Source organism: Priestia sp. 3CA3, assembly GCF_056836725.1.
In genome coordinates this window covers 59807-79687 of the sequence record NZ_JBXENJ010000008.1, presented here as the reverse complement: position 1 = coordinate 79687, position 19881 = coordinate 59807, and the positions used below count along the sequence as shown (strand labels likewise).

Annotated in this window: 17 protein-coding genes and 1 pseudogene; 4 read left to right on the top strand and 14 right to left on the bottom strand. The window is 37.6% G+C overall.

Features of this window, described 5'->3' with window-relative positions:
• Nucleotides 1–86 precede the first annotated feature (86 nt).
• The 3 genes and pseudogenes from AC1VNJ_RS20680 to AC1VNJ_RS20670 form a co-directional block, all read right to left on the bottom strand.
• Nucleotides 87–850 (bottom strand): annotated as a pseudogene (locus AC1VNJ_RS20680) (methyltransferase domain-containing protein).
• Between the two features lie 148 nt (nt 851–998).
• On the bottom strand, nt 999–1448 hold the full coding sequence (locus AC1VNJ_RS20675; protein ID WP_034265173.1) for a GNAT family N-acetyltransferase: 450 nt from the start codon (nt 1446–1448) through the stop codon (nt 999–1001).
• A gap of 51 nt (nt 1449–1499) precedes the next feature.
• Nucleotides 1500–2072, bottom strand: a complete 573-nt coding sequence (locus AC1VNJ_RS20670) for a GNAT family N-acetyltransferase (protein ID WP_328133016.1) — start codon at nt 2070–2072, stop codon at nt 1500–1502.
• 285 nt (nt 2073–2357) lie between these two features.
• Here AC1VNJ_RS20670 and AC1VNJ_RS20665 point away from each other — a divergent pair, with 285 nt between their 5' ends.
• Complete coding sequence (locus AC1VNJ_RS20665; protein ID WP_033578535.1) at nt 2358–3104, top strand: phosphorylase family protein; 747 nt, start codon at nt 2358–2360, stop codon at nt 3102–3104.
• A gap of 109 nt (nt 3105–3213) precedes the next feature.
• Here AC1VNJ_RS20665 and AC1VNJ_RS20660 read toward each other — a convergent pair whose 3' ends face one another.
• The 3 genes from AC1VNJ_RS20660 to AC1VNJ_RS20650 all read right to left on the bottom strand — a co-directional run bounded on the left by AC1VNJ_RS20660 (nt 3214) and on the right by AC1VNJ_RS20650 (nt 6133).
• Nucleotides 3214–3600 (bottom strand): MerR family transcriptional regulator, encoded by a 387-nt coding sequence (locus AC1VNJ_RS20660; RefSeq protein ID WP_033578534.1) that lies wholly within the window; start codon nt 3598–3600, stop codon nt 3214–3216.
• 111 nt (nt 3601–3711) lie between these two features.
• Nucleotides 3712–4458: an SDR family oxidoreductase gene (locus AC1VNJ_RS20655; protein ID WP_154989864.1), complete on the bottom strand. Its 747-nt coding sequence runs from the start codon at nt 4456–4458 to the stop codon at nt 3712–3714.
• A 406-nt stretch (nt 4459–4864) separates the two neighbouring features.
• Nucleotides 4865–6133, bottom strand: a complete 1269-nt coding sequence (locus AC1VNJ_RS20650; protein ID WP_033578532.1) for an MFS transporter — start codon at nt 6131–6133, stop codon at nt 4865–4867.
• 424 nt (nt 6134–6557) lie between these two features.
• Between AC1VNJ_RS20650 and AC1VNJ_RS20645 the strand changes: the two genes are divergently transcribed.
• The gene (locus tag AC1VNJ_RS20645) at nt 6558–7634 is read left to right on the top strand and encodes a cyanophycinase (RefSeq protein WP_033578531.1); all 1077 of its coding nucleotides are present in this window, start codon (nt 6558–6560) and stop codon (nt 7632–7634) included.
• A 59-nt stretch (nt 7635–7693) separates the two neighbouring features.
• Here the strand turns inward: AC1VNJ_RS20645 and AC1VNJ_RS20640 are convergent, their stop codons facing one another.
• The 4 genes from AC1VNJ_RS20640 to AC1VNJ_RS20625 form a co-directional block, all read right to left on the bottom strand.
• Nucleotides 7694–9739, bottom strand: a complete 2046-nt coding sequence (locus tag AC1VNJ_RS20640) for a sigma 54-interacting transcriptional regulator (protein WP_482641231.1) — start codon at nt 9737–9739, stop codon at nt 7694–7696.
• Nucleotides 9740–9951: 212 nt separating this feature from the next.
• Nucleotides 9952–12504 carry a cyanophycinase gene (locus AC1VNJ_RS20635; protein WP_482641230.1) on the bottom strand — a complete coding sequence of 851 codons (2553 nt, stop codon included), beginning with the start codon at nt 12502–12504 and terminating at the stop codon, nt 9952–9954.
• Between the two features lie 93 nt (nt 12505–12597).
• The gene (iadA, locus tag AC1VNJ_RS20630; protein WP_482641229.1) at nt 12598–13770 is read right to left on the bottom strand and encodes a beta-aspartyl-peptidase; all 1173 of its coding nucleotides are present in this window, start codon (nt 13768–13770) and stop codon (nt 12598–12600) included.
• Nucleotides 13771–13820: 50 nt separating this feature from the next.
• A complete protein-coding gene (locus AC1VNJ_RS20625) occupies nt 13821–15242 on the bottom strand; it encodes a YfcC family protein (protein WP_028413919.1) in 1422 nt (473 codons plus the stop codon).
• 389 nt (nt 15243–15631) lie between these two features.
• Between AC1VNJ_RS20625 and AC1VNJ_RS20620 the strand changes: the two genes are divergently transcribed.
• Together AC1VNJ_RS20620 and AC1VNJ_RS20615 are read left to right on the top strand one after the other, a co-directional pair.
• Nucleotides 15632–15766, top strand: a complete 135-nt coding sequence (locus tag AC1VNJ_RS20620; RefSeq protein ID WP_328132784.1) for a hypothetical protein — start codon at nt 15632–15634, stop codon at nt 15764–15766.
• Nucleotides 15767–15799: 33 nt separating this feature from the next.
• Nucleotides 15800–16738 (top strand): nucleoside hydrolase, encoded by a 939-nt coding sequence (locus tag AC1VNJ_RS20615; RefSeq protein ID WP_482641228.1) that lies wholly within the window; start codon nt 15800–15802, stop codon nt 16736–16738.
• Nucleotides 16739–16823: 85 nt separating this feature from the next.
• On the opposite strand, the gene AC1VNJ_RS20610 is transcribed toward AC1VNJ_RS20615, so the two are convergent.
• The 4 genes from AC1VNJ_RS20610 to hutI form a co-directional block, all read right to left on the bottom strand.
• Nucleotides 16824–16988 (bottom strand): hypothetical protein, encoded by a 165-nt coding sequence (locus AC1VNJ_RS20610; RefSeq protein WP_165573357.1) that lies wholly within the window; start codon nt 16986–16988, stop codon nt 16824–16826.
• A 3-nt stretch (nt 16989–16991) separates the two neighbouring features.
• On the bottom strand, nt 16992–17423 hold the full coding sequence (locus AC1VNJ_RS20605; protein WP_033578526.1) for a MarR family winged helix-turn-helix transcriptional regulator: 432 nt from the start codon (nt 17421–17423) through the stop codon (nt 16992–16994).
• 196 nt (nt 17424–17619) lie between these two features.
• The gene (locus AC1VNJ_RS20600) at nt 17620–18603 is read right to left on the bottom strand and encodes an agmatinase family protein (RefSeq protein WP_328153307.1); all 984 of its coding nucleotides are present in this window, start codon (nt 18601–18603) and stop codon (nt 17620–17622) included.
• Entirely contained in the window at nt 18578–19867 is a 1290-nt protein-coding gene (hutI, locus tag AC1VNJ_RS20595; RefSeq protein WP_033578524.1) for an imidazolonepropionase, read from the bottom strand. The genes AC1VNJ_RS20600 and hutI overlap by 26 nt, the downstream gene beginning before the upstream one ends.
• Nucleotides 19868–19881: the final 14 nt, after the last annotated feature.

The window sequence follows — 19881 nt, the reverse complement described above, 5'->3', positions numbered from 1 at the left end:
CTATATCATGGTTTTCATGCACAATCATCATTGATGCACAAAAAGCGGATCTCCAGTTAGAGATCCGCCTTCTGTGTGTGATTACTCTATTTTTTTGCCTCAGCTTTAATAATAAAACGATGTTGTTCTACGTCGAAAAACCCTTGAGACTGTATAATTTGATGGATATTATACAATCCGCCAATATGTGTTTCTATATCAAAATTAGGAACTTGCCAAGGAATTGCATTTAGATAAAAAACTAGCGCCCCGATATCATAAAATCTCTGCACAGGAAACTCTTCCTTGCAAAAGATGATGTTAAAAGAACTTTGTTGGAGCTCTTCTGTTGCTTTCTTTAAATTCCAATTACAAAACTCTTTATTTATTGGAACCCCTATACATTCATTGATTCGTGAACAGTCTAACCCTCCCACTTGCTGAGTGAAAAACGTGCCTCCCTTAGACAAAATCCTTCTCACTTCAGACGCACAAAAAGCTTCGTGCTGGTTCAAAATTAAATCAAATATACCATCTTTAAACGGTAGATTCTCGTTTTCAGTTCGTTCAACAACTGTGACACCAAATGGCTCTAACCGTTTTTTAGCGATTGGAACGTTAGGTTTGTATCCTTGGTAGCATACATAACGCGAGGAAAAGGTTGTAACAAAGATAAAAACTCTCCTCCTCCTGTTCCCATATCTAAAGCAGCATTAGAGTTTTGAATAAGGCGAAAAGCTTCACTTCCGTATGACCACGAAAGCATATCGCTATCCATACGACCAGTACGAGTAATAATAGAAAAATCCCATCCAGTAAAATCAACATTTGTATTGTTTACATCATTTAAAAAATGTTTGTCCGTTATCATGTTAAAATCCTCCTTTTAATAGTCAGTCAGCATTAATCATCTATCCTAAACTAGTAAAAGGCGGGCCACGAACATACAGGCAGCGTTGTTATGTTTCATATGCTAACTTATTCAAAATAACCGCTCCTTCATCCGAATTACGTATTTTTCATTTATTTGTCCATTCATATGTAATATCGGGTAGTTTCTCTTCGTTTTCACCTCCTCTTTTTATAATACTGAAGCCGTGTTTTTCGTAAAATCGCTGTGCGTTTTTATTTTGTTCAAATGTACGTAATGTTAATTTTCCATTTGATTCTGCTTTGGCTCTTTCAAGCAATCGCTGTCCGATTCCTCCTCCTTGATAATCTATATGAATGTACAGCTGGTTAATTTCATCAGCGTTATAGGCGACCATTCCTACTATTTGTTCATCTATTAACGCTAATTCAACTTTATAGTGTGCTGACAATATATGATCTAAAAAATAAATATGACGGTCAAAACTGTGCATTTCCTTTTGTCCAATCGCTTTTTCTTTACTATCTCTCCACATTTTTACCGTTGCCTCAGCAAATTGTGGATGATAGTGAACAATATCAACATTAAAATGGGCCATACATTTTCCCCTTATCTGTCATTGTGCTATTCGTATTTTTAATAACGATGTCTAGATATTCTCTTCATGTGATTGAAGCCTGTCAAAATCTTGTTTTAATAAAGAGTACATGTACAAATCATCAAATTTTCCACACGTAAATTCATAGCTTCTTAATAGGCCTTCTTTTATAAAACCGTGCTTTTTTATTAATTTTTGTGAAGCAGCATTAGCAGGCTCTATCAAAGCTTCGATTCTCCGTAAGTTAAAATGTGTAAAACCATATTTTATGACCGCGCCCAATGTCTCATTAGCAATTCCATTTCCCCAGTAGTCTCTGGCTAATTCATAACCAATTTCCGTACGGTAATGGTCATGAACTCGATTAAGAAACCCGCAGCTGCCAATAATGTCGTCTTGTTCTTTAAGAGTAATGCCCCATCTTATTCCAGATCTTTTGTTTAAGATTGATTTATACCACGCAATCTCATTTAAAGCATCTTCAACCGTTGTAAAAGGCTCTAGACCGTAGTGTTTCATTACTTCTTTGTCGGATAGGTATTTTAAAATATTGCTTGCGTCTTCTGCTACAATTTCCCTTAGTACAAGTCTTTTTGTTTTAATGACAGGAAAATGATGTGACACCTGTAATTCCCTCCTCTTATCCATTCATTAACTGGACGGATCTTTTCTCACAGCTTTATCTAATTTAAATAATGGTTAGTAAAAAAGTTCTTTTATTATTAGTGAATTCCTTTTTTAGTCATAAATATTTGTCGAAAAACACGCAAAAAAGCACGCAATTCTTCATTTCTAAATCAGAACCGTCATTTATTTTGTATTTGTTCGTTTTAAAAATTAAAGGAATAAAAGATAGAAATGAAGAATTCTTCTCCAACTAGTCTAAATGTAAAAAGTAAGGAGAATGATATGAAACTGTACGGAGATTTTGAAAAAGAAGATTGGCTAAACGTATTAAAGCTATCAGAAAAAGAGCTGCCTAATGCATTTATTATTCATGGTGAGTGGGGATTCCAAGATAATCTAAGCTTATGGAAAGAGATTTTATCTACCAATGTTCATATGCCTAAATGGAACACGGTGATAGGTAAGTTCAAAAACAGAAATATAGGGTTTGCGAATGTGTACGGCAGTCCAATGGCATCAAACATCGTACATCAATTTGCCGGCAGCGGAACCGACTTATTTATTCAAACGGGATATTTTGGAGGCTTATCTTCCACTATACAATATGGAGATATTTTAATTGTATCTGCAGCACAAATGCAAGACGGCGTATCGCACTGGTATTTACCAGACCAAACGCTTGTAGAAGCTGACAAAGAGCTAGTGGAAGCCGCCTGCAGATATTGTGAACAAAAAGGCTACAGCTATATTAAAGGACATGTGGTCAGTATGGGTGCCATGCTTATGGAGACGCATAATATGGTAAAAGAATGGTCACTTGCAGATTTTCTCGGCGTGGATATGGAGACAGCTACCACTTTAGCGATTGCTCATAAATTCAACAAGCGCGCTGTGGGCTTGTTGAATTTATCAGACCACCTTCTTCACGGCGATACTCTTTATTCGTATACAAAGGACAGAGAGTTAATAGAAAGTGAAACTGATAAAGCCATTCGCGATGTGGCTCTTTATTTAAGCAGTACATACTAAAATAGAACAAATAAAAGAAGATAACTATTCAGTTATCTTCTTTTATTTGTTTCGCAGTTTTTAACACCTTTATAGTTTGTTTATAAACAGGATTCTCTGTTGTCAGCATTTAAATTTTTATTTGTTTATTGTTTAAACCAGCTTCCAACGTATCATACAGGGCAAGTTTATAATTAATTCGTTCTAGGTGGAGATAAGTTTGCGACATATCTGCTTCTACTTTCTTTTTATGCTGAAGCATCATGTTTCTACGTTCGCTGATTGTACTTTCGCCTTTTTTATATGACTCTACATATTGCTTGATTTCAGCAAGAGGCATCCCAGTTGCGCGTAAAGCTAAAATAAACTTAACCCACTCAATATTCTGATCAGTATATAGGCGCTGGTCATGTTCGTTTCGTTCAACAAAGGGTAAAATACCTTCCTTTTCGTAGTAGCGCAATGTAGGAGCAGACAGCCCCGTTTTTTCTTGCATGTCTCTCATTGTATAAGACATGTGATTTCACTCCTATTTTCTTCATATGCGTATCAATGGTACAAATAGAAAAAGCTGTCCAAAGAGTGAGGTTACTCTCTGGACAACTTTTGACTTAATAGGATCCTCAAATTACCATTCTTGATGTACAGGACGAATGATCATTTCGTTTACCGCCACACCAGCTGGCTCTTCGATCGCAAACGCAATCGCGCGTGCGATGCTTTCTACTTCAATCGCACCTTTATAGAATTCATCGATACCTGATTTTAAATCTGTATCCGTAATTGTTTCTTTTAGTTCTGTTGCAATCGCTCCTGGAGAAATGTTCGTTGCACGAATGTTGCTTCCGCCAGCTGATTCTTCTAGACGAAGACCTTCTGTGATCGCTTTAACCGCAAATTTGGTTGCACTGTACACGGCACTTCCAGCACCTACTGCGTGTCCAGCTACTGAAGACAAGTTAATCACATGTCCGTCTTTTTGTTCTCTCATTGCTGGAAGAACTGCTGAGATTCCGTAAAGAACACCTTTAATGTTCACATCAATCATTGTATTCCACTCATCTACTTTTTGGTTGCGTAGAAGAGATAATGGCATAAGACCTGCGTTGTTCACAAGCACATCAATACGTCCAAATGCTGAAAGCGCATCTTGTGCTAGCTCTTGCATTTGTTCGTGAGACGTTACGTCTACTACTTTGTAGATTGCTTCTCCGCCGTTTGCTTTGATATCTTCTTGTAATGCTTTCAAACGATCTTCACGACGAGCTGCTAAAACAAGCTTTGCTCCTTTTGCTGAAAGCTCTTTTGCTGTTGCTTCGCCGATTCCGCTAGAAGCACCTGTAATAATGACTACTTTACCTTGTGTGTTAGACATAATAAACATTCATCCTTTCTGTTTTAACTGATTTCTACCTTTAGTGAGAAAGCAAGTCTATGACCTGCTGTTTTTCGCTGTGTTAGCTGGTACAGTAATAGCTTATCTCCTAAAGTCAGCTTTAACGCAAGGATTTTATAAAACTTTTTCTTATTTATTATGTAAAAATGCTGCTATTAGTATCTATAGAGCCTTTTCAAGAACTGTTTTTTTTCTGTAATTCTCTTTTCGTTTTCCTTTAATTTGTATTTACTTAATCATTTTCCTTTGTATCCCCCGCTATACATTAAAGTAAGCTTTACCTGTTACATTCTTTTTAAGGATTTATATCGGGAATAACCACATAATATATGTCTTATACTACAGATACACGCTTGTGTGCTGAAACTTACTTATTCAAAGCCAATTAAGAAGCATGTAGCACCTTCTGCTCCTTTTTTCCTTTTTCTTTAATTAGTAAGACACCTAACAACCCCATCATTGAAAACAAAATGGGAATCATAAAAGCATAATGATAGCCCACGTGCAGCGAGCGTTCAGGGAATAAATCAAGGACATTTCCGAAAATACTAGGTAATAATACAGCGCTTAAAAAGCCTCCCATATTAGCAAAACCTGATACAACTCCTACTTCTTTTACTGAAAAAGATTGACGTACTACGGCAAATGTCAAAGCGCTTGCGCCGTTTCCAAATCCGATGATAAAAAGTAAAATAACGACTAGCATGAATGAAGGTTTCACTCCCGTTAATAATAATCCTGTCCAGCTAAGCACCACAATAAGATGGACGAGTGAATAGATTTTTTTAATGGAGTTTAACCTGCTTGATATCCAGCTAATTAAAGGTCCGCCAATCATAGCGCCAAACAAACCATACATAATAAGCTGACTTGCATCAGCGCGAGATAAATGAAACACATTCATGCCATAAGGAACTCCCCAAGAGCCAATAAAACCTATATATGTACCTACTACACCAAAATGACAAAGAAATGTTGCCCATGCTTGACGAGTCGTCATTACCCTTTTTAGGATCGCCCATACGCTTTCTTGAGTCTTAACAGAGGCTTTATTTGCTTTAGCATCATCTACAAATAATCGTTTAGGTTTTATAACTAAAACGACATAAAGCAAATAAGATACCGCGATTAAAACTAGACCTATACTAAGAAAAGGAACTCTCCAGCCTGAAAAGGAGATCCACATAGATAAAGGCACGGTAGCTGATAATGACCCCACACTTCCTACCAGCCCAATTAAACCTAAAAGCTTTACAAACTCATTTCCCTTGAACCACTGACTTAAAATTAACACTAAATTGACAAAAATCATGGAGTCTCCGGTACCGACTAGCAAACGAGAGAAAATTAACACATATTCGTTGGGAGATGTGCTGTAGATAAGGCTTCCTATTCCGGTTAAAAGCGATCCGATGATAAGAAATCGATTTGGACCGTACCGGTCAGAAAGTAAACCAACAGGAATCTGAAGGCCTGCATAGGCTAAAAATTGTATACTCGTCATCAATCCTATAACGGATGCTGAAACGTGAAAATCTTTCATTAACTGCTCGGTAATAAGTCCGGGGGCTGTTCGTTGACTGACAATCAAATAATACGCTAATAAAGCGGTTCCAAAAACCACCCATCTATAACTACTTTCCTGCTTGTTCATTTTGATAGATCCTCTCATGTATAATTTTTTCTGCGTAGAAATGCTGGTGGAAAACGTTTAAGAGATGAAGATATTGATAGAATGAAGGTCTGTTTGATAAATAGGTCGCTATTGCGGACAGCTCTTCTTTTTATCCTTGTTTTTCCTTTCTATGATAATTTTAAGTTTTTAAAGGTTATTTTTCAATGAGGTATGGACTTTTAAAATATATCCTTTACTATTTCCCTTTCACTATTAGGCATCCAAGTTAGAGTTCTTCTTGTCATTTTTGGTTATAAAGCAATTCAATAAGAGCCCATAAAGAACCTATATCACCCGTGTTTTTTTCAAAAGACCTCTTCTTTCACAGCTTTTCAGCTGTTTAATAAGTTGGTATAAAACTTGCATGTTCATCTATGAACACTTACTAAAGGAGGAGAACTTTATGAAAAAAGTTAAACGTAAGAAAAGTATTAAAAAGCAGGTCATTACTGGTGCTGTTCTCGCAGCATCTCTTTTACTGCCCATTTCAGCTTCTGCTGCATCTGCACCTTATACACTTTATCAAGTCGGAAGTACTGCAGACAAAGCGACTAGTACAAGCTTTGGACAAGTCTATATGGGTGGAAGCATCGATGTAGATGAAGCGTTCAAATGGATGATTCAAAAGGCAAACGGCGGAGATTTCTTAGTTATAAGAGCGACGGGTACTGATGCCTATAACTCTTATATCTACGACCTAGCAAAAAGCATAGGTAAGCCTCTTAACTCTGTTAGCACAATTGTCGTCGATGATTTAATAAGAGCAGGTTCAGACTCTTCTTTAATAGATAAGATTAACAAAGCAGAAGGCATCTTTTTTGCTGGAGGCAATCAAGCTGATTATGTAGATTTTTTAGAAGGGTCTCCCGCTCTTACAGCATTAAATAATCGTATTAATCAAGGCATTCCTTTTGGAGGAACAAGTGCTGGTACTATGATTCAAGGGGATCACATTTACGACTCTATCTCAGCAGGCTCTACAACTTTAGATTCTAAAACAGCGCTAAACAATCCTTATAGTTCTCTTATTTCCTTTACAGATTATTTGATTCAAACACCTCATAACAACAACATTCAAACAGACACCCATTTTGAACAACGAGATAGAATGGGACGCTTTTTAACCTTTCTTGCACGTAATATTAAAGATGGAGAAGAAACTGGAACAAGCGCAAAAGGGATTGCTGTTAATGAACAGTCAGCACTGTTGGTAGAAAAAGATGGTTCAGCTAAGGTCGTAACACAGCCGGGCTCTACAAATGCAGCTGTTTATCTAGCTAAAACGAATATGGCTCCTACCACTTGTGCAAACGGTCAGCCGCTGACGTTTAATAATATTTCTATCTATAAACTATTTAATGGCAGCACTTTTAATCTTTCCACTTGGACAGGTTCTGGAGGATTAGCTTATACTTTAAACGTAAACAGCGGTGTTATTACTTCTTCTACAGGAAAAGTTTACGGCGGAAATCAGCCGTAAACGGTAATTGAATAAGAAAAGGGAAGCTTGATCAGTAAAGTTTCCCTTCCTTACGCACATCAAGGATTGATTAAATGCTGTTTTGTTTTTAAATGATATAGATAATGCAGTCCTTTTTCTGTTATTTTCGTTCCGGCTCTGCCTCTGCGCTTTATAATATACTCTTTTTCTTCTAGTACATCCAAACGATTTCTCACCTGCTGTTCTGTAAGCGTAAAGCCTTTTAAATGCTGGGTGATCCACTTTCTGCTTGCTGCTTTTCCTGTATCATTACACTGTTTTATCGTTTCTAACAGGGCACGATTTTCTTGAAGTTCGATTAAGTCAACCGATTCATTTTCAACTTCATACAAAGAATGATCTTCTTTTTGACTACTAAGCCTATACTCTACGTCTTTTGCTTTCACTTCGTTGTCATCGCAGACGGTAAGTAAATACTCAATTACGCCTTTTAATTCTCTTATATTTCCTAACCATTCATGTTCGATAAGCAGCTTCATCGCTTCTGGATGGATATGCGTCCACGTTTTCGATTTGGACATAAAATGATGAATCAGTAAAGGAATATCGGTTCTTCTATATCTTAAAGGAGGAATCGTTAAAGATAATACATGTAAACGATAGTACAGATCTTCTCGAAACAGACCTTCTTTCATTTTATGTAGTAAATTATTGTGAGTGGCTGCTATGATTCTTACATTAATCGGAATGACTCTTGTACCTCCTACCCGCCTAATTTCTTTTTCTTGAAGCACCCTTAAAAGCTGAGTTTGTAAACGCGGGCTGATATCACCAATTTCATCTAGAAAGATTGTACCTTTATCAGCGCTCTCAAACAGCCCTTTTTTGCCGCCTTTCTGCGCTCCTGTAAAGCTGGCTTCTTCGTACCCAAACAGCTCACTTTCTAGTAATGTATCGGTCATGGCACTGCAATTCACGGCAAGAAACGGTCCGTTTTTACGTGTAGAATGATTGTGGATAGCCTGAGCAAACAGCTCTTTTCCTGTACCGGTTTCTCCTTGAATCAAAATAGGATACTCAGTGGCAGCCATTTTCCGGGAAATTTCAATCGTTTTAAGCAAAGCTGGGTGTTCTCCTATAATATCTTGATAGTTATACTTAGCAGAAAATCCGTTTTTTCTAAGTTCTGACTGCGCTTTTCCTTCTATTTCAACAGCTTGATTAACACTTTTAAACGTTGCTACAGTAGTATTGCTTTTCTCAATCATCGACTTATAGATAACCATTTCGTACCCATTTATGTTAAAGTACTGACTTTTCTCATCGGACGATATAATAAACTCCACAAGGCCTTTGTTAGAAATTACGCTTTGAATCTCATGATCTATAGCATCGGAAGAAGCTAGCTGGAACAGTGATTCTAACCTTTTATTGAATAACGTAATTTTTCTATTAAAATCCACGGCAAGAATACCATCTTCTACTACGTTTACAATACTCTTTACATGAAGGTGAAGTTCTTTCATTTTCCCTTCTGCTTCTATTAGTTTTTTTTGCAGCACAATGATGTTTCGCAAATAGCGATCCCAAATAATTGAATGATTAGACTGATTAAAACCGAATGATTTTATAAGTTCAAAAATGGTCGCCATGTCAAAAAGTCTAACGCCTATATCAATTACATGCTTTACGTATGGGGGACACAAGTGAACCTCGCCTGGAGAAACTGCAATTTCAACACCTTCGTAATAGGTCTTTTGCTTTTTAAAAGGGATAAACTGAACATGATTAATGCCTACTTGATAAAGAGATTCTATTAATTTAAGAGTTTCTTTATCGTCATCATTTACAATTAATACTTTTGTATGGGCAGGGATTTTCAGTAATTCATTTATATGCTTATGATGAATTGTTCTATTTCCTACAATTTCATGTGCATGCTGAACGTCTAATCTGTTCTTCATTTCATGATATATACTCTCTGATGAATAAAGAACAACATCTCCATCAATTTTTCTTCGTAATTCTTCATCAATTGCAAAGCATTCAATAAAAATATAATCGCCTAGCAACTCTTTTAATTGATTGTGTAAAATGATTCTAGTTTGCTTGCTTCCTGTTATTAAAACTAATTTCTTTTTCATCGTATGGACACCTTTCTACAGGCCTTTAACTTGACTTGCCTTCAGAGATTAGTCTTGGAATACTATACCTATCATTTTATACTTTGCTGTGCATTTCATCTAGCGGACGTTTGTCCCTTTTGTAAATAAAAATAAGTAGAAAAAAGCGCCTCCACTTTAATGGGTGGAGGCACGATATGCTAAAGTGCTAGATGCATTGAATTACTTTTTTCTCATTTAATGTCTACGTTTATTGGTTTGATATCTAAGGCTACTTTCACAATAGAGTAATCGTCTTTTTGACCGTCGGTATAAGCCCAATAGCCATTGCTTTCAGGGCTTTTTCTGAAGGTAAGCTCAAAACCTTTGCCTTGGTTAAACGCATAGCTCTTTATTTCTTTGCTCTGAGCGTTATCGATAAGATCGTAAGCTAAAAATTTCCTTAATACACCGTGCGGAGAGAAAAGACCCGTGTTTGGCCCAACCTTTTCACTGTAGTATTCATTTTTTCTAGTAGATGTTTTAGCTGGGTTTATGACGATTTCTTTTGTTGTGATATTTACTTTATCACCTGGCGTAATACAAGAGATAAGAATATTTTTGTAATCACTCGGAAATTTGTCATTTGCCTGTACCTTTGCTAAGTCAACTAGCGTAATACCGCCTCTTCCAACAACTTCTATTTGTTTTTCTTTATTGTTTACCACCATAGCAGTATCTTCATCGATGCCGTAAGAAAGCTGATTTTTATTTCCTTTTTCATATGCTGTTGCAATAAGGCGTCCTAGTCTTGCTTTGTTGTCAAAATGCTGATCTACAAGACCGTATTGGAAAAAGCCGAGCCCTTTTTCTAAATAAGCAGGACCGCCTTCTTGCTGAGCCATATCATCGTACGTGTCTGTAAATCCGTATGAAAGCGCTCCGTAGCTATCTCCGCCAGCCAGCATAGTATTACTCATAATTGCCGCTCCGGCACTCGTACCGCCAAGTACTGCCCCGTTTTTATACGTATGCCATATGGCTTGTAAAACTTTTGAGTCCGAACCATTTTCATTACGCAAGGAGCCCGTAATCAAGGTTTGATCTCCTCCTACAAACCAAATGCCTGTTAGCCCTTTAACTTTTTGGGCTAGTTTATCACTGTTCATATTTGTTTTCCAAGTCAACTCATCTTCAGAAGTTCCTTTAAAGTCGTGGTTTGAAATAGGTAAAATCTCTATATTTTCTGCCTTCACTCCGTATTTAACTAAATCACTTTTAAACTGATTAGAGGAGTCGAACTTAGTACTTGCTGCAGGAACAATCCCTATTTTGGCCTGCTTTCCTCCTGCAAGAGTAATAAACTTGTCATACACGCTTGAATTACTGCTTCCAAGCGCTCCTCCTGCAATTAAGAGATTACCTTTAATCTCGTCGTATGCAGGACTTTCAGATGAAGAAAAAGTAGGTTTTTTATACGTTAAACTAGTTTTTTTATCCGGTTGAAATTTTACGGTTTTAGGTGTAATGTCCATTCTTACATTGACAATGGAATAATCATCTTTTTGTCCATCAGTATACCGCCAGTAGCCGTTTGTGTCATTATCCTTTTGGAAAGCAATTTCGTATCCAGACCCTTTACTGTCATAAACATAGCTGTTAGCAGATTTCATTGATTTATTATCAACGAAAGAATATGATAAATAAGCCTTTAATCTTCCATACGGTGTAAAAACACCCGTAGCAGGCAGTACGTTAAAGGAATAATATTCAAACCCCTTTGTTTCTACTTTATCTTTTGGAAATTCAAATGACTTTAAATGAAAGTTAATTTTATCTCCAGGAGATAAGTAACTGACTTTTATGTTCTCTAAGCCTGAACGCACTTTTTGCTTAGATATAAGCTTAGCTTTGCTCATATCTAATACAGCTACTCCGCTTCTTCCAACGACTTCAACCTTTTGATCTTTATTGTTAACGACCATAGCAGTATCTTCGTCTACACCGTATGCAAAGTTTTTTTCTTTGTCACGTTCAGCATTATACGCAGCTACTGCCAGTCGTCCAAGTCGTGCTCGTTCATCCATATGCTGATCAATTATGCCGTGTTGGAAAAATCCCAGCCCTTTTTGAACTGATAGAGGCTCGTATTCTTTCTTATTGTGTTGCTTTTCGTTTACATGTTTATTTTCCTTGTTTCCTATACTTTCTTTTAAAGCTCCTAGACTGTCTCCTCCTGTAATCATGACGTCACTCATAATTGCAGCTCCTGCACTTGTACCTCCGATAACTGCTCCCTTACGATATATATCCCAGATAGCTTTTAACGCTTCAGAATCGTTTCCATTATTTTCACGAAGGGAATCCACAATTTTTGTTTGGTCTCCTCCAACAAACCAAACTGCCGTTAGTCCTTTAATCGTACGGGATAACTTCTTGTCGTTCACTTGATTCTTCCAAGTCGATTCATCTTTTTGTGTGTCAGAAAAATCGTGATTGGAAATGGGAAGAATTTGAATAGAATCTGAGTTTACTCCGTATTTCACGAGGTCTTCCTTAAACTTTTCAGAAGACTGCAGCGTTGTGCTAGCAGCTGGAATAATCCCTACTTTGGCTTTTTCTTTTCCCCCAGCAAGCAAGAGAAATTTTTCATATATATCGTGATTGGATGTTCCTACACCTCCGCCGGCAATAACAAGGCTGCCTTTAATGCCCTCAGTATTTTCTTGTGCTTTTGCAAGCAGGGGTGTACTCAACGAAGAAAGTAATGTAAAGCTGATGAGACATGAAACCAGTTTCTTTTTCATTTGAAAGATCCTTTCCACGCAAATTTTAATACCCTTCTCTAATTAGCTCGTATCCTTTCCGCGATACTTTCGATAAATGATATCTAAAACCTGTTATTCAAACGTTCCTTTCACAACAGGGACACCGTCTTTTACCATTACTTTACCTTGAGCAAAAACCGTTTTAATTGTTAGCGTCTCTTTGTCTAAAAGGACTAAATCTGCATCTTTTCCGGGTTGAATATGCCCTTTATTGGACAGTTTTAATACTTTGGCAGGATTAGAAGTAATGACTTGAAGAGCTGTTTCTAACGGTACTGATTCCTCTAATACTGCATCTCGTACTTCTTGAAATAAAGAAGACACTTTTCCAACTTGAAGACCTTTATAATCTCCGTTATCATCAAAAAACGGCAGGCTCGCGTTTCCATCGGATGAAAACGTAATGCTGTCAATCGCCACTTTCTCTTCCAGCATGATGCGTAACCCTTTGCTGCACTTAACTTCGCCTTCTTCTAAAAAGTGAGGGATCGTGCTAGTCGTAAAATCTACATATCCGCCTCGCTTTGCAAATTGAATTCCTTCTTTAAACAGCTCTTCATTTCTATTAATATGTGTAGGGTGAAACTGACGAATTGGCAGGTCTGTTTTATCTGCGATGTGATTCAATAAAGATAATTTTCGTTCTCCGTCTCCTACGTGAATCTCTAATATTCCGGCTTTCCCTGATAAAATCCCTCCATTGCGAGCAGCGGCAGCCACCTTCACCAGTTCTTCAAATGTCGGTTCAGAAGAACGGTGGTCGGAAATGGCAATTTCACCTACTCCGATAATTTTATCAATTAAAATAAGATCTTCTTCAATGCTATTAGTTAACGTTTTTACCGGTATTTGATAGGAACCTGTGTGAATGAAGCAGCTAATCCCTTCTTCTTCTAACCCTCTTGCTTTGGCCAGAAGGTTTTCCATTCTTCTTGTTGTACCGTCTGTTCCAAGTACACCTACAATAGTTGTAACACCGGCAGTTGTTGCATCGGTTAACATTAGTTCAGGAGTGCGTGTTTTATATCCACCTTCTCCTCCTCCGCCAATAATATGAACATGTGAGTCAATGAAGCCTGGAGCTATAATGTGATTAGCGGCATCTACAACATTAATAGGAATGGACGTATTTACATGATCAATACAATCTTTTATAAGGATGATTTTGCTGTCTGCAAGCAATATATCTTTTTTTCCTAAGTGCTGTGGTGCATATACTTCTGCGTTTTTGATTAAGGTTAACAACTTCTATTCCTCCTAGTAAGCTCAACTTACAAATTACATTTTTCTATCTCTTAAAATGGCCCGTAATTGATAAAATAAGCAATCACAACGGCTATTAGACCAATCACATATTGAATAAGGACTAACGGCAACACCCATTTTGCCCACTTTGTCCATGAAATCCCCGCAATCGCTAAGCCAGCCATCAATGTTCCAGCCGTTGGGAAGATAATATTTCCGATGCCGTCTGCAAAAGAAAAAGATAATACAGCCGTTTGTCGCGTAATATCAAGCAAATCTGCAAGAGGGGTCATGATTGGCATCGTCAGCATCGCATGACCCGTTCCAGACGCTAAAATAAGATGAATCAGCGCTTGGAAGTTGTAGATTCCGATGACGCTTAAATATCCCGGAATATGTTGAATAGCTCCAGATACTTGATGAAGCATAGGGTCTACAATATGACCTTCATTTAAAACAACAAGAACTGCGCGAGAAACTCCAATAACAAGCGCTCCTCCAACTAGTGCTGCTGCCCCGTTTGTAAACGACTTAACCGTATTTTCAACAGAGAGCCTTCCAATAATCCCAATCACCACTGTCAAAATCACAAACAGAGAGGCAATTTCAGTAATGTACCACTTATATTTAATAACACCAAAAGCAAGAATTACATAGTTAACAAGAAATGCTGCCATAATCCATTTATGCTTTCTAGTTAACTTCGCATCAGAGTTTAAAAGTTTATGTGCATTAGTTATGCTGTATTTTCCGTATGTTCCTATAGAAGGACTTCTTTTCACTTTCATCGCATATCGGTAGACAAACCATACTGAAACAGCATAAACAACTACGAATAAGATGAGACGAAAGCCCATTCCAGAAAACATAGGAAGCTCTGCTACTCCTTGTGCAACACCTACTGTAAATGGATTCATAACGGCCGTAGTAAAACCAGCCGATGCGCCAATTAAAACAATAGCAGTCCCTGTTAATGCATCGAATCCAAGAGCAAGTGCCAGCGGAATTAAAAGAGGAATATAAGCTAGCGTTTCTTCCGCCATCCCCATTAAAGAACCGCCTACCGCAAAAAATAGCATCATAACAGGAATTAATAATTTTTCTCTAGTAGCAAGCTTTTTAGCCATCGTTGTAATCAATACATCTACTGTCCCCGTAGCGCTTAGTACACCAAAGAAACCGCCGATAATTAATACAAAAAAGATAATGTCGGCTCCTTCTACCATTCCTGTATGTATCGCTTTGACCATATCAAAGAATCCAACAGGTGTAGAACCAATCCATTTAAACGACTGAGGATCTACCGTTGTTCGTCCGTCTACTTCTACACGTGCGTATTCTCCGGCTGGCAAGATATACGTTAAAATAGTAGCAATCACAAGAAAGCCTAACAATAAAGCAAAAACGTTTATTTTTCTCTCTTTTTTCCGTACCTTATTTAATGAACTCATTTCCTTTTGCGGTTCACTCATTCTTCTTCTCCCCTTCATTGTGAAATAGTAACTTTAAACAGACATCTCGTTCTTTAAAAGCAGCTTCCTTATCTGCAGCTACACATTGCTCCTTTCTCTTGTGTTCTTCACATATAGTACAAGCAATTTTCGTGCCAACGTATAACCATTTAATTTTCTGAATTATGATATAATTAAAATGTGTTTTAGGTGTTAATTGGGTGTTTTTTAAAATTTAATAACGCCAATTAAGAAGCTAGTTGATAGAAAATCTGGAGCATGAAACCATTAGCTAGTTCTTTTTTTAAAAAGGGGCAAAACGAAAGATAAAAGAATTTAATCTATAGACATAAAAAAATACTACACTCAAATGGCTAGCTGAAAAACATGCGGATTACAAACTTACAAAAGTGGCTGCTACAGTAGAACACGCACTTTATCAAACGCTTCAAGATGAAGTGAAAACGAAAGATTTAGGCGGACATGCCTCTACATTGGAGTTTACAGAAGCTATTTTAGAGAAAATAAAACCCACGCAAAATTAACAGCAATTTATCCATTCTATAGAGGTGATCATAATGAAAAAAAGAAAGATTATTATGGACTGTGATCCAGGTCATGATGATGCTATTGCTATTATTTTGGCTGCCGCACGACCGGAATTAGATATTTTAGCGATCACAACTGTTTCGGGAAACGCAGAAATTGAAAAAACGACAGTGAACGCTTTGAAAGTGTGTGATTTAGTATTTTTACATAACGTGGTTGTCTCAAAAGGAGCAAGTGAACCATTGATTCGCACGCGTGAAAACGCTCCTAGCATACATGGTGATTCAGGGTTAGACGGCCCTGAGTTCCCTCCTCTGTCTCGCAGCTGGAGTGAAGAACACGGAGTAGATACTATTATACGAATGGTAAAAGAGTCAGAAGATCCCGTTACACTTTTACCTACAGGCCCTTTAACAAACATTGCCTTAGCTTTAATGAAAGCTCCAGAAATGAAAGAAGACATTGAAGAGATTATCCTTATGGGCGGTGGAACCTTCGGGAACTGGACGCCAACGGCTGAGTTTAATATTTGGGCAGATCCAGAAGCGGCTAAAAAAGTGTTCGATAGCGGCATCCCACTCGTAGTAATGGGGTTAGATATTACGCATCAAGCCGTTGCAACAGATGACGTTATTAACCAAGTCATGAACATCGATAATAACGTAGCAAAAAAGGTCGGGGAATTATTAGCATTTTTTAAATCTACCTATAAAGAAACCTTTGGATTTAATGGCCCTCCTGTTCACGATGTATTGACCGTTGCTTATTGTGTAGCTCCAGAACTATTTACGCTAAAAGAAGTTAATATTGTAGTAGAAACACGCGGAGAATACACGGCTGGAACAACTTCAGTTGATTTGCTTGGAGTCACAGGGAGGAAACCCAATGCTAAATTCGGTTTAACTCTTGATGTAGACGCATTTTGGAATTTAATGATTGAGGCTCTCAAAACATATTCAGCTTCGTAATGTTCATCTAGAAGATAAATTTTATAGAGGCAGCACCAGAACGTCGAGTTCACAACTTGCTGGTGCTGTCTTACGTTTATTCATACTATCTAGCTGTTTTTTTCGCTTTTTGATTGAGCATTAAAGTAATGATTGAAGCAACAATCACACCTGTAATCAAGCAGTTGGATATATCTTTATAAATTACTCCCATTACTGTCCCGCCTATAACACCTACACTAATGAGTGAAATCCGTTCTCTTTGGTTCATAATTTATCCCTCCATCTTTTTTAACAAAATATTTAATTTATGAAGAGCAAACTGCAGGTCTATTTGCTCTTCTTCATTTAATTTGGAGATATTTGTATTGAAATTACTATAAATCCCTCTCCATTTTTCTTCTTGAATATTTTTTCCTTTAGACGTTAATGAGACTAAAACTGCACGCTTATCTCGCGGATCAGGCATTTTGATTAAATATCCTTCATTTTCTAATTCACTGATAACATTCGTTAACTGTTGTTTGGCAATATTTAATCCATTACTAATTTCCTTAATATTCAAATCTCTTTTTTTCATATACATGAATTCAACTACGTGATTTTGTAAATGTGTTAATTTCACTTCATTCTTGTTTAAGTTCTTGAAGTTTTCAAATAAAACCGGTATTAAAGCGATATATTCCTTAGCCAGTTTTTCCTCCATAAGATACTCACCTTCTTTAGTAAATATATTATTACTAATTTTAAATAAAAACAATATAATTAGTTTATTTTAGTAAAAATATATTTACTAAAATCCATACACACTTCTAAAGTTATGTTATCTCGCTCTAAAAAAAGTTTATTAATCCTATGTAAGCAGCTATTTAACGATAAAAAAAGCAAGGAAGTATACTCCCTTACTTTCTGTTTACAACTCCCGTTAAAAAATTCAAAAATACATGTACGCCTGCTTTTACAGTTATTTCTTTTACATCACGCAGCGGATCTAGACAAACGATATCCATTGCTTGAACAAGCGGATGACTCCCAGCCGTGTATACCGCTTCAAACAATTCCTCCGTTCTCATTCCCCCTGTGGTTCCTGCTGGAACTCCAGGTGCGTAAGCAATATCTAACACGTCCATATCAACGGTTAAATAGATCATGTCTACTTCTTTGCTCAGCTGTTTTAGTACTTCTTTCACCGTATGAGTTACTCCCGCTTTTCTTGCTTGCAGTAGCGTTACATAATGAACGCCTTTGCTATCCGCATATTCCTTTAACGATTTTGAGTTGTAAAACCCGTGAAGCCCAATATTCCATACATGAGTTGCATCAATTGTGTTGCTTTCAATTAAATTTCGTATGGGTGTTCCGTTAGAAGGGCCATTGTCTTCTAAGCTTCGTAAGTCAAAGTGCGTATCAAACTGTAAAATTCCTATTTTCTGTTCGGGATGTGACTCTTTCCATCCTTTTACTAACATAGCTGTAATGGAGTGGTCTCCTCCGAGCATAACAGGCAGCGCATGCGGATGACATTTCCGCATAGACATCATCGCTTCTTTTATATACTGATGAGACTTCTCTATATCCGTTACGTGCTGTTTGACGTCACCTAAATCCAACACTGACAAGGAAGTCAAATCCGTATCATACTCAATATGATACGGATTAAAGGATTTCCAGAGTTTCCTCATGGCCATTGGCGTCTCACTGGCTCCAGAAGCGCTAATGGAGGATCTTGAAAGAGGCACGCCCAAAACCGTAATATCTATCGATGTAAAGTCGACTTTGCACCCATCTTCAACTGTCTGAATCCAATCACTTATTTTTGGGTCAGAAGTACTTTGACGCTGCCAGCAAAAAGGCGGTGGATCAAGCTGTGGGTACGGATAGTTCATGTAAAACACCGCCTTCAACCACAACTTTCCCATCTTTTAATACCGTGTCTACAAGATTTACGGCATAGTTATACTGCAGCGTTTGGTAATTGGGCGCATCAAATAGCACTAAATCGGCTTTTTTACCTACTTCAATACTTCCGATTTGATCCCCTTTGCCAATGGCATGAGCCGCGTTGATCGTACAGGCTGTTAAAACTTCTGCTGGCGTCATTTTCATCGTTAAACAAGCTAAATTCATAATAAACGGCAGCGATTCCGTAGGAGAAGACCCTGGGTTTCGATCTGTAGACAAAGCAACCGGTACCCCTGCTTCGATCATTTTTCTAGCACGCGCCGGCTCTTCCATTAAAAAGAATGCAGTACCCGGCAATAGAACGGCTATAACTCCGCTTTCAGCCATTTGCTTAATTCCTTGATCCGATGCTTTTAATAAATGATCCGCAGACACAGCTCCCACTTTAGCCGCTAATTCTGCCCCGCCAAAAGACACAATTTCATCGGCGTGGATTTTAGGTTTTAGTCCGTATGCTTTTCCAGCTTGTAAAATACGCTCTGACTGTTCAACTGTAAACACACCTTCTTCACAAAATACATCACAAAACTCCGCTAGCTCTTCTTTTGCAACAATTGGTATCATTTCTTCAATAACGTGTTGAACAAACGCATCTTCATTCCCTTTGTACTCAACCGGCACCGCATGAGCTCCCATAAAGGTTGAAACAACATCTACTGGATGCTGTTCATTCAGTTTCTTCGCTACTTTTAATTGTTTGATTTCATCTTTAAGATTTAAACCATACCCGCTTTTGGCTTCGACAGTTGTAACTCCGTACTGCAGAAATTTATTTAAACGTTTTGTAGATTGCTTGATTAGCTCCTCTTCTGTTGCTTGTCGTGTACTAACGGTTGTTTGTAAAATTCCTCCTCCCGCTTTTAAAATATCAATATACTTTGCCCCGTTTAAGCGCATTTCTAATTCTTTTTCACGACTGCCTCCAAACACAAGGTGAGTGTGGGGATCAATTAACCCAGGCGTTACGATTTTTCCTTCGGCATCAATTATATTAATAGGTTCATGGATATGCTCAAGGTATTCCTGCGCTTTGACGTCAGGTCCAACAAATACAATTCTTCCATTTTTCACGAGTACGCTGCCATTTTCAATGATTCCTAGAGCTGACATTTCTTCCTCTCGTCTAGGCTTACTTCCGCCTTTAACCGTAATGACTTGTTCAGCGCATTTGATATACGTAATAGTCATACGTATCCCTCCTT

What these genes read in the sequence shown, in the direction of transcription:
- AC1VNJ_RS20675 (WP_034265173.1), bottom strand. Translation starts at nt 1,448, where the DNA reads ATGGCCCATTTTAATGTTGATATTGTTCACTATCATCCACAATTTGCT.
- AC1VNJ_RS20665 (WP_033578535.1), top strand. Translation starts at nt 2,358, where the DNA reads ATGAAACTGTACGGAGATTTTGAAAAAGAAGATTGGCTAAACGTATTA.
- AC1VNJ_RS20660 (WP_033578534.1), bottom strand. Translation starts at nt 3,600, where the DNA reads ATGTCTTATACAATGAGAGACATGCAAGAAAAAACGGGGCTGTCTGCT.
- AC1VNJ_RS20655 (WP_154989864.1), bottom strand. Translation starts at nt 4,458, where the DNA reads ATGTCTAACACACAAGGTAAAGTAGTCATTATTACAGGTGCTTCTAGC.
- AC1VNJ_RS20650 (WP_033578532.1), bottom strand. Translation starts at nt 6,133, where the DNA reads ATGAACAAGCAGGAAAGTAGTTATAGATGGGTGGTTTTTGGAACCGCT.
- AC1VNJ_RS20645 (WP_033578531.1), top strand. Translation starts at nt 6,558, where the DNA reads ATGAAAAAAGTTAAACGTAAGAAAAGTATTAAAAAGCAGGTCATTACT.
- AC1VNJ_RS20640 (WP_482641231.1), bottom strand. Translation starts at nt 9,739, where the DNA reads ATGAAAAAGAAATTAGTTTTAATAACAGGAAGCAAGCAAACTAGAATC.
- AC1VNJ_RS20635 (WP_482641230.1), bottom strand. Translation starts at nt 12,504, where the DNA reads ATGAAAAAGAAACTGGTTTCATGTCTCATCAGCTTTACATTACTTTCT.
- AC1VNJ_RS20625 (WP_028413919.1), bottom strand. Translation starts at nt 15,242, where the DNA reads ATGAGTGAACCGCAAAAGGAAATGAGTTCATTAAATAAGGTACGGAAA.
- AC1VNJ_RS20615 (WP_482641228.1), top strand. Translation starts at nt 15,800, where the DNA reads ATGAAAAAAAGAAAGATTATTATGGACTGTGATCCAGGTCATGATGAT.
- AC1VNJ_RS20610 (WP_165573357.1), bottom strand. Translation starts at nt 16,988, where the DNA reads ATGAACCAAAGAGAACGGATTTCACTCATTAGTGTAGGTGTTATAGGC.
- AC1VNJ_RS20605 (WP_033578526.1), bottom strand. Translation starts at nt 17,423, where the DNA reads ATGGAGGAAAAACTGGCTAAGGAATATATCGCTTTAATACCGGTTTTA.
- AC1VNJ_RS20600 (WP_328153307.1), bottom strand. Translation starts at nt 18,603, where the DNA reads ATGAACTATCCGTACCCACAGCTTGATCCACCGCCTTTTTGCTGGCAG.
- hutI (WP_033578524.1), bottom strand. Translation starts at nt 19,867, where the DNA reads ATGACTATTACGTATATCAAATGCGCTGAACAAGTCATTACGGTTAAA.